Annotated in this window: 9 protein-coding genes and 1 rRNA gene; 1 reads left to right on the forward strand and 9 read right to left on the reverse strand. The window is 66.6% G+C overall.

Annotated elements, in window-relative coordinates:
- Window positions 1-131: 131 nt before the first annotated feature.
- Genes recN through ACF07D_RS03680 form a run of 4 tightly spaced genes read right to left on the reverse strand, consistent with a single transcriptional unit; the run spans window position 132 to window position 3,850 of the window.
- Window positions 132-1,817, reverse strand: a complete 1,686-nt coding sequence (recN, locus tag ACF07D_RS03665) for a DNA repair protein RecN (RefSeq protein WP_391503928.1) — start codon at window positions 1,815-1,817, stop codon at window positions 132-134.
- Entirely contained in the window at window positions 1,814-2,797 is a 984-nt protein-coding gene (locus ACF07D_RS03670) for an NAD kinase (RefSeq protein ID WP_391503929.1), read from the reverse strand. Before ACF07D_RS03670 ends, recN begins: the two co-directional genes overlap by 4 nt.
- Window positions 2,794-3,660: a TlyA family RNA methyltransferase gene (locus ACF07D_RS03675; protein WP_255809723.1), complete on the reverse strand. Its 867-nt coding sequence runs from the start codon at window positions 3,658-3,660 to the stop codon at window positions 2,794-2,796. The genes ACF07D_RS03670 and ACF07D_RS03675 overlap by 4 nt, the downstream gene beginning before the upstream one ends.
- Entirely contained in the window at window positions 3,647-3,850 is a 204-nt protein-coding gene (locus tag ACF07D_RS03680; RefSeq protein WP_119282092.1) for a hypothetical protein, read from the reverse strand. The genes ACF07D_RS03675 and ACF07D_RS03680 overlap by 14 nt, the downstream gene beginning before the upstream one ends.
- 96 nt (window positions 3,851-3,946) lie before the next feature.
- On the opposite strand from ACF07D_RS03680, the gene ACF07D_RS03685 reads away from it, so the two are divergent.
- Window positions 3,947-5,200, forward strand: coding sequence for an Nramp family divalent metal transporter (locus tag ACF07D_RS03685; RefSeq protein ID WP_391503930.1), 1,254 nt, complete (start codon window positions 3,947-3,949; stop codon window positions 5,198-5,200).
- Window positions 5,201-5,233: 33 nt separating this feature from the next.
- On the opposite strand, the gene ACF07D_RS03690 is transcribed toward ACF07D_RS03685, so the two are convergent.
- From ACF07D_RS03690 to rrf, 5 genes are all read right to left on the reverse strand, one after another.
- Window positions 5,234-5,866, reverse strand: coding sequence for a PepSY domain-containing protein (locus ACF07D_RS03690; RefSeq protein ID WP_391503931.1), 633 nt, complete (start codon window positions 5,864-5,866; stop codon window positions 5,234-5,236).
- A gap of 67 nt (window positions 5,867-5,933) precedes the next feature.
- Window positions 5,934-6,971 carry an HAD-IIA family hydrolase gene (locus ACF07D_RS03695; RefSeq protein WP_391503932.1) on the reverse strand — a complete coding sequence of 346 codons (1,038 nt, stop codon included), beginning with the start codon at window positions 6,969-6,971 and terminating at the stop codon, window positions 5,934-5,936.
- A 4-nt stretch (window positions 6,972-6,975) separates the two neighbouring features.
- Window positions 6,976-7,968: a hypothetical protein gene (locus tag ACF07D_RS03700; protein WP_391503933.1), complete on the reverse strand. Its 993-nt coding sequence runs from the start codon at window positions 7,966-7,968 to the stop codon at window positions 6,976-6,978.
- Window positions 7,887-9,053, reverse strand: a complete 1,167-nt coding sequence (locus ACF07D_RS03705; protein WP_391503934.1) for a hypothetical protein — start codon at window positions 9,051-9,053, stop codon at window positions 7,887-7,889. The genes ACF07D_RS03700 and ACF07D_RS03705 overlap by 82 nt, the downstream gene beginning before the upstream one ends.
- Window positions 9,054-9,334: 281 nt before the next feature.
- Window positions 9,335-9,428 (reverse strand): 5S ribosomal RNA (gene rrf, locus ACF07D_RS03710); the annotation flags it as partial.

Genomic DNA, 9,428 nt, shown 5'->3' on the forward strand with positions numbered 1-9,428 from the left:
AGCGTAGCAGCGGCAAGCCGCTCAGAGCGAGGCATCGCCTTGCGCGGCGACGCCGCCGGGCACGCCCCCGGGCCCGGCCGACGCGGGAACCGCGGAGGAGAGCCGCTCACAGCGAGGCATCGCCTCGCGCGCTACGCTCCGAGCTGCAGCAGTTCCGCTGCGTGGTCAAGGGCGCTCTCAGAGGTGTCGAGGCCCGAGAGCAGTCGTGCCATCTCAGCAAGCCGCGCGTCACCCTCGAGGCGCTGACAGCTCGACTGCGTGAATCCGCCGCTCGAGTCTTTCACGACACGAAGATGGTTGGTCGCAAACGCCGCGACCTGCGCGAGGTGCGTGACAACGATGACCTGGGAGGTCTGCGACAGCTGCTTCAATCGCCGCCCGATCTCGATTGCCGCTGCGCCACCGACGCCAGCGTCGACCTCGTCGAACACGAATGTGGGCACTGGGTCGGCGCCGGCGAGTACGACCTCGAGGGCGAGCATCACCCGTGACAGCTCGCCGCCAGAGGCGCTTTTCGCGATGGGCCGGGGCGTCGATCCCGGATGGGGCGCGAGCAGAAACTGGACCTCGTCGGCCCCCGACGAGCTGAGCGCGTCAAGGGGTGTGACAGACACCACGAACTGGGCATCGGGGAGCGCGAGCGCGCGGAGCTCTTTCGAAACTGCTGAACCGAGCTGATCCGCCGCGCTCGTGCGCAGCTGCGTGAGCTGCTCGGCGAGCGCCCGCTCTTCGGCTGTGAGCGTTGCGACCGTATCGGCGAGGCCTCCGAGGGCCTCGTCGTCGTTATCGAGTTCGAGGAGGGCGCGCGACGTCGCATCCGCGTGCGCGAGCACTTCCTCACTCGTCGCGCCGTAGTAGCGAAAGAGGGCGGTGAGCTGTGCCAGGCGGTCGTTCGCGCGGGCTAGCTCCCCCGGGCCCTCCTCGTCGAGGTCGCTCGCGTAGGCGGCGAGCTCCTTCGCGGCGTCGGCGATCTGGAAGCTCACCGAACGCAACTGCTCTGCGACCGAGGCGATGCGCGGATCAAGGTCCGCGACTCGCTCGAGATCCTGCACCGCGAGATCAACGAGCCCACCGGCGTCTCGCTGCATGGGGTCGTCTGACTCGCTCGCGAGGGCCTCGCCGGCACCGACAGCGGCCGCGCGCAGGCCCTCGACGTTGCCGAGCAGCTCGATGCGCTTGGCAAGCTCTGACTCTTCGCCTGCGACGGGCTCGACGGCGGTGATCTCCGCGAGCTCGGCGCGAAGCTTTGCGACTTCGGCTGCCCGAGACTCCTGCGTCTCGGTGAGGGTCTGCAACCGATCCTCTGCGGCGACACGTTCGGCGTGCACATCGCGATATGCGCGCACCGCGTCTGCGATCTTCGAGCCACCGAACCTGTCGAGGGTGTTGCGCTGTGCGGACTGCGACTTCAACCGCAGTTGCTCGGACTGACCATGCACGGCGAACAGCCTGTCGGCGAGCCTGCCGAGGGCCCCGACAGGGGCACTCGCACCGCCGACCGCCGCGCGGCTTCTGCCTTCGGCTGACACGGTGCGGCTCATCACGAGCTCGCTGTCTTCGACCTCGCCGCCGATCTCGTCGACAATGTCTGCGACAGCGGCGTCGGAGGTGTGGACGATGCCGCTGACCCGCGCCTGAGTCGCGCCGATGCGCACCGCGCCAGCGTCAGAACGCTCACCCATCAACAGGCCAAGCGCGCTCACAACCATCGTCTTGCCCGCGCCGGTCTCGCCGGTGATCGCGGTGAACCCTGGCCCGAGCGGGAGCGTCGCGTCGGCGATCACCCCGAGGTCTTTGATGCGGAGTTCTTCGATCATGCCTCACCACCTCCATTGGGGCCAGCAACCGTGGCCTGTGGGTCCGCGCCGCCTCCGACACGGCGCCCGTTCCCGTTCCGGTCGCCCCGCCACCCGCTAACCGGGAGGTCGAACTTGCGCACCAGGCGTTCAGAGAAGGGGGCCTCGTTCAGGCGAGCAATGCGCACTGTCTCCGGTGACCGGCGGACAGTCACGACCGACCCGGCTGGAAGCTCTGTGCGTCGGCGGCCGTCGCACCACATCACGCCAGGTCCGACATTCTGCGGCAGAATCCGCACGGTGAGTTCGGAGTCTGGGCCGGCGACGAGCGGCCTGTTGAAGAGCGCATGGGCCGCGATCGGCACCATCAGCAACGCCTGCACCGAGGGCCACACGATCGGGCCGCCCGCCGAAAACGCGTAGGCAGTGGAGCCAGTCGGAGTCGCGAGCACGACGCCGTCGCACGCGAACACCGAGACTGGGTGATCGTCGATGCCAACCGACACTTCAAGCATGCGCCTGCGCTTCTCGACCGTCGCCTCGTTCAGCGCCCAGGTCTCAGCAAGCACCTCGCCATTCAGCTCGGCGCGGACGTCGAGGGTGAGGCGCTCGTCAACCGTGTAGTTGCCGGCGAGTACTTGCTCGACAGTGAAGCCGAGGTCAAAGCTCTCCATCTCGGCGAGGAAGCCGACGTGGCCGAGGTTCACGCCGACGATCGGGCAGGCAGAGCCGTGGAGCATTTCTGCCGCGCGCAGGATCGTGCCGTCGCCGCCAAGCACGAACGCCGCCTCGAGCTGGCTGAGCGGCACCTCGTCATCGAGCACCGCCGTTCGGGTGACGTCCATGTGCGGCGCGAACTCGTCGCGATCGGCCGCGCCAAGAACCGGCACGACACCCGCGCCGATGAGCGCTTCGACGACCGCTGCGGTCGCCTCGATCGCCTCAGTCCGGTAGGTGTGCGAGACGATGAGCATGCACCGGTCCTGCGTTGAAACTGTCACTCTCCGCTCCCCTCGTCACGCGCGTCCACGGGCCCGCACACCTCATCGATGCGCGAACTCCATTCTCCCGGATCGGCGGGTTCGCCGCGCACGAGATGCACGAGGAACTCGCGATTTCCCTCCCCGCCAGCGATCGGGGAGGCTGCGAGTCCCCGGACACCGAGTGAGTTCTCCCCTGCCGAGGCGATGACCTTCACGATCGCTTCTCGCCACAGCGCGGGGTCGGTCACGATGCCATCTCGCACGCGGCCCACCTCGAATTGGGGCTTAATGAGCAGCGCGAGCTCCGCCCCCGCATCGGTGCAACGCGTGATCGCGGGCAGGATCAGGGTGAGCGAAATGAACGAGAGGTCTGCGACAACAAGGCTCGGCCGTTCGGCAACGCCGGTCAAGTCAGCGAGCAGCGCGGCATCAAGTTCACGCGCGTTGCAGCCCTCAACGACGCGAACGCGCGGGTCGGCACGGAGCTCCGGCGCCAACTGGTCGTGGCCGACGTCGATTGCGAGCACCTCCCGCGCACCGCGTTCGAGCAGCACCTGGGTGAACCCACCTGTCGACGCTCCGAGATCGAGCGCGAGCTTGCCCGCGGGGTCGATCGCGAACTCGTCGAGCGCTGCCACAAGCTTGTGGGCGCCTCGACTCACGTAGTTGTCGTCGCCGAGCACAGACACGAGAGACCCCGCGCGCACGCGCGCCCCTGGCTTTGCCGCTGGGACACCGTCGATCGCGATTCCGCCCGCGCCAATCAGCTCTGCAGCCCTACTGCGCGAGCGGACGAGGCCGAGCTCGACGACGGCGCGATCAACGCGTTCGAGTGGGCCGTCCCACCGGCTTTGCGCTGCCACCGGATCAGGCCCCTTCATTGTCGCTGCGCTGCAGTTCGGCGAGTAGTTCATCGTGGAGCTGTTCGAACCCCTGCGCGCGCTTATCGAGCGGCTGGGACTCGATGATCTCGATGCGGCCGAGGAGGCCGTCGCTCTCGGCGCCAGCCGCGGTCGACTCGCTCGAGGGCGGAACTGCCCCAGAGAGTTCGTCCTGTGCGTCGTGCTGCATGCGTCAAGCCTATCCGCCCCCTCTGTCGCGCCGCCGGAAAGTCGAAGTTCGATGCCTCGAACTTGAGGTTCCGACTAGGCGTACTACGATGGGGGCATGCTGCCCTCGACTTCGAACCGACGCCCTGAACGGCGGCTGTTTGGCCTCCTGGGTCCTGCGTTCGTGGCGGCGATCGCGTACGTCGATCCAGGCAACGTCGCCGCGAACCTGTCGGCTGGCGCACGGTACGGGTACTCGCTGCTCTGGGTACTTGTCGCGGCAAACGTCATGGCTGTCATCGTCCAGTACCTCTCTGCAAAGCTTGGTCTCGTCACCGGCAAGAGCCTGCCCCAGCTGCTCGGGGAGCGCCTTCGCCCAGCTGGACGCAGGCTGTACTGGGCTCAAGCCGAGCTCGTGGCGGCGGCGACCGATCTCGCAGAGGTCATTGGCGGAGCCATCGCCCTCTACATCCTGTTTGGCGTTCCGCTCGTTGCCGGCGGCGTCATCGTCGGGATCGTCTCGCTGCTCATCCTGCTCCTCCAGGGACGACATCAGCGGCGCTTCGAGGTCGTCATCATGGCGATGCTGTTCATCATTACTGTTGGGTTCGTCGGCGGGCTGTTCGTCAGCCAGCTCGACATCGGCGCAATGTTCGCGGGCCTCGTTCCTCGGTTCGTTGACACGCAGTCGGTGCTGCTCGCGGCGAGCATGCTCGGCGCGACTGTCATGCCGCACGCGATCTATCTGCACTCGTCGCTCGCGCGTGACAGACACGGCCACACTCCCGAGGGCCACGCGGAGGGTCGCGCCACGCGCATCAAGCGGCTCCTGCGCGCAACCAAGCTCGACGTCGTGCTCGCGCTTGTCGTCGCCGGCGGCGTGAATATCGCGATGCTCCTGCTCGCGGCGGCGTCGCTACCGGGTATTGATGGGACCGACACTATTGAGGGCGCGGCAGCCGCGATCACCGAGCACGTCGGGCCAGCCGTTGGGCTCCTCTTCGCCATCGGCCTGCTCGTGTCTGGCCTCGCATCCACGTCAGTTGGCGCCTACGCCGGCTCCGAGATCATGGCCGGATTGCTGCACGTACGCGTGCCGCTAATCGCGCGCAGGATCGTGACGATCATGCCCGCCCTCATATTGCTTGGGTTCGGCATCGATCCGACGTGGGCGCTCGTCGTGAGCCAGGTCGTGCTCTCGTTCGGTATCCCCTTCGCGCTCGTCCCACTTATCGCGTTCACAGGCAAGCGCGAACTCATGGGCGAGTTCACGAACGGCGCAGCGCTTCGCTACGTTTCGCTCGCAGTCGTCCTCGCGATCGTCGCACTCAATCTCTGGCTGCTCTACTCAACGCTGGTACTCGGGGCGTAGCGGAGACAGCCACACCTCGACGAGAGAGCCGAGCTAGTTGTCGATCTCCAGGACTGTGCCAGAGCGCGCATCGATCCTGACATCGACGTCGTCGTTCCCCTGATCGATCTGCACCTCGTATGCGAGCACGCCATTGTCTTGCTCGAGCTCCCACTCCTCGAACGTTCCCTGCGCGGCGGTGAGCGCCGCTGCAATCGCAGCTGACGGCTCGATGACGCCGTCAGCAGGGAACACGCCAGTTGGCGTCCCGGCGCGGCCACCACCGCCTCGCGGCTTCGTCCACTCACCGATGATCTCGCCGGTGTCAGCGTTCACCGCGGCGAGGTAGACCTCATCGGCCGAAAGCAGTTTGACAGTGTACGCCCAGACAGTGCGGTTCCATTCGAACGACACCGATACCGGCTCCCCGTCGAACGCTGTGGCGCCGGTGGCGAGCGCATCCCGCCAGCTCGTGGCGAACTTGGTCTTCGTGAGGTCGGCATCAAACGGCGTCGCACCAACTGACGGGTCCTGCGTCCCCGCATCCGGCGTAGCCTCGGGGGTAGCCGGAGACGGGGCCTCTGAGGTCTCTGGCGGGATCGCCGTGACCGTGGGCGCGCAGCCTGAGAACAGCAGCACCGCCCCCAACGCGCCTGCGATTGTGAGTGTAGATGCTACGTGGCGCATGGCCTCAACCTCCCGATCATCGTTCTGCACCTCCATGGTAGCTGAGCGACGTCTGTGGCCCCTGAGGTTAACGCCAGTGATCCTCCACAAGAATCTCGGGCACCTTGAGCCCGTAGATCGCGAGGCCCGAGGCCCAGATCGCGCCGCAGCCGGCGCGCAGCAACTCCATCGGCGAGTCGCCCTCTGCAAGCACCTTCACGATGTGGCCGTCCATACGAACCTTCGCAGACCCCACCCGCACGGTGCCATCTTTCAGCGTCTCAGCACGCATGTATGGCTTGTGCAGTTCGTCGAGCGAGGCGACGATGTAGTCAGGCCGCATATCCGCAGACGCGGCGATGAGCTGCTTCGGCCTGTCGACGCCAGTGAGCACGAACAGCGATGGAATGCCCGCCGCAACAGCACCCTTGATATCCGTGTCGAGGCGGTCGCCGAGCATCAGGGCGTTGCGCGAGCCGAACCGCTCAAACGCCGCCTCATAGATCGGAGTCTCAGGCTTGCCCGCGAAATCTGGGAGCCGCTGAACGGCGGTGTGCACCGCAGACACGAGCGTCCCATTTCCCGGCGCGATGCCGCGCGAGCGGGGAATCGTCCAGTCAGTGTTCGTCGCGATCCACGGCAACGGCTCGCGCCCGGGCTCTTCCTGCAGCGCGTACGCGGCCTCGGCAAGCTGTTCCCACCCGACGTCTTTCGCGAACCCCTGCACTACTGCGACGGGATTGTCGTCAGCGCTGCGGGTCCACTGAAAGCCTGCTTTCTCGAGCTCGTGGGTCAGCCCCTCGCCCCCAACAACAAGCACCCGAGACCCCGCAGGGACGACCTCGCGCAGCAGCGCAACTGCCGCCTGGGGCGAGGTAATCACATCGGCGGCGGTAGCGCGCAGCCCGAGCTCGGTAAGGTGCGCCGCGACGGCCGCATCGGTGCGCGCAGCATTGTTCGTAACGTACCCCACGCGGGCCTGCTCGGCAGCGAGGTTCAGCGCTTCCACGGCACCGGCGACTGCTCCGTGCCCACGATAGATAACTCCATCGAGGTCGGTGAGCAACACCTCCCGGCCTTCCACGGGTGCAGCATCAAACCTCTCACGCCTACCGAACAGGGCCATCGTGTTACTCCTTTTCGTCCCGCTCAGTTGCAGCGGCGAGCTCCTCGGTCTCCGCCTCAGCGGCCTCTGCCACTGCTTCTGCCTCTGCCTCTGCCTCTACGAACGCGTCAAGATACTCGTCCGACTCGGCGTCTGACTCCTCTGAGTCGTCTGAATCTGCCGCATCCGCTGACTCCCCGGAGTCTTCTGAGCCCTCGACGCCCGGGAGGTCACTGGAGACCGCTGCCGCCTCAACGCCGTCCGCACCTGCGTGCTCACGACCTTCGTCATCAGCATCCTCGCGAGCTTCGTCGTGATAGAGGTCTTCGTACTCGGTGATCTCGAGCACCTCGATCTCGTCCATTCCGCCGAAGTGCTCCTCGAGCGCGGCCTCTGCCCGATCCGCGTAAGCGAACCATGTCTTTGCCTCGTCGACACGACCGAGATCCTCAAGGACCGTCGCGTACGCGCCGAACAGCTCTGGGCTCCAGGAGAAGCCCTTCTTCGGATCAAGCTCAGGAATTTCGAGTTCAAACAGCGCCTGCTGCGTCTGACCAAGGTCGAGACGAGCACCAGACATCGCGATAGCAAGGTGAACACGATCAGCCGTATCAAGGGTAGAAGGGTCAACTTCAAGCCCCGTCTCAATCGCCTTCTCTGGGCGGCCCAGGCCGCGCTCAGAGTCAACCATGATCGCGAGGTGAGTGTCACGGCCGCTCAGACGGCGGAACGTGCGAAGTTCACGGATCGCGAGCGCGAAGTCACCGGTTCGGTAGGCAGTCATCGCCAGGGTCTCACGGGTGACAGGAATGCGCCCTGCACGCCTGCTCGCAGAGATCGCATGCTGGTGAGCAAGCTCAGGATCGTCTTCAATCAACTCCGCAGCCATCGCAAGGTGTAGTGCGACGCGCTCCTGCACCTCAGGCTGCAGGGTCTTCAGCTCGTTACGGGCAGACGGGTGCAAGTCGTTGACCCGAATGTGGTCTGCAATGATCGGGTCGTCGTGCTCGCTGCGCACCGGACGAAGCGAATGCTGGAGCCGCTCCTCCTCGGTAAACTCGCGGTCCTGGCCGCCACGGTCGCTGCGGCCGCCACCGCGTGTTCCGCCGCGCCCCCTCGAATCGCTCTCGCGCCGATCGTCGCGGCCACCGCGGAAGGCAGGCCGATCGCCCCGCTGCCCGCGATCATCGCGATCCCCGCGGTACACGGGACGATCGCCACGGGGGGCGCCATCGCGGTCACCGCGGTACGGAGCGCGATCTCCGCGCTGCTGGCCGCGATCATCACGATCGCCCCGGAACTGGCGACGCTCGCCACCGTCACGGTCGCCACGGTACGCGGGGCGATCCCCACGCTGGCCACGGTCGTCGCGATCACCGCGGTACGGAGCACGGTCCCCACGCTGAGCACGATCGTCGCGGTCACCACGGTACGCCGGGCGATCACCGCGGTACGCGGGACGGTCGCCACGCTGACCACCGTCACGCTGACCACGATCGTCGCGATCACCTCGGTATGAGGGACGGTCACCGCGCTGGCCACCGTCACGATCACCGCGGAACTGGCGACGCTCGCCACCGTCACGGTCGCCACGGTACGCGGGGCGCTCCCCTCGCTGGGCACGATCGTCACGGTCACCGCGGTAGGGAGCACGGTCCCCGCGCTGGCCGCCGTCGCGGTCGCCACGGTAGGGAGCACGGTCACCACGCTGCTGGCCGCGATCGTCGCGATCGCCACGGAACTGGCGGCGATCGCCACCTTCCCTGTCTCCTCGGTACGCGGGCCGGTCGCCGCGCTGTCCGCGATCGTCACGATCACCGCGGTACGGGGCACGGTCCCCGCGCTGGCCGCCGTCACGGTCGCCACGGTAGGGAGCACGGTCGCCACGCTGCTGGCCGCGATCGTCGCGATCGCTACGGAACTGGCGACGCTCGCCCCCCTCGCGGTCTCCTCGGTACGCAGGCCGATCACCGCGCTGTCCGCGATCGTCACGATCACCGCGGTACGGGGCACGGTCACCACGTTGGCCGCCTTCGCGCTCACCACGGTACGGTGCACGGTCGCCACGACCGTCACGGTCGCCGCCGTACGAGCGGCGATCATCGCGCCCACCGTAGGAGGAGCGTCGGTCGTCACGGCCTCCGCGATCATCGCGCGGTGTGCGATCTCGATCGTAGCCTGAGCTCCGGGGACGGTCACCACTTGAACGGCGCGGACGCCCGGATTCCTCGGGTCGGTCCTGTCGGTCGTTCATGTGATTCTCCCTGTGTGATTGTTATCTCTACGAGACTGTGCTTCTCAGTCTACAAAATGAAAAAGGGGCTGTTCAGACGAGGCGACCATCTTGGTCAGCTTCATCTGAACAACCCCTTTCAATAAAGGTTGTTCGGCGGTGTCCTACTCTCCCACGAGGTCCCCCTCGCAGTACCATCGGCGCTGTCAGCCTTAGCTTCCGGGTTCGGAATGTGACCGGGCGTT

Source organism: Leucobacter sp. NPDC015123 (genome assembly GCF_043080205.1).
GTDB classification, from domain to species: domain Bacteria; phylum Actinomycetota; class Actinomycetes; order Actinomycetales; family Microbacteriaceae; genus Leucobacter; species Leucobacter aridicollis_A.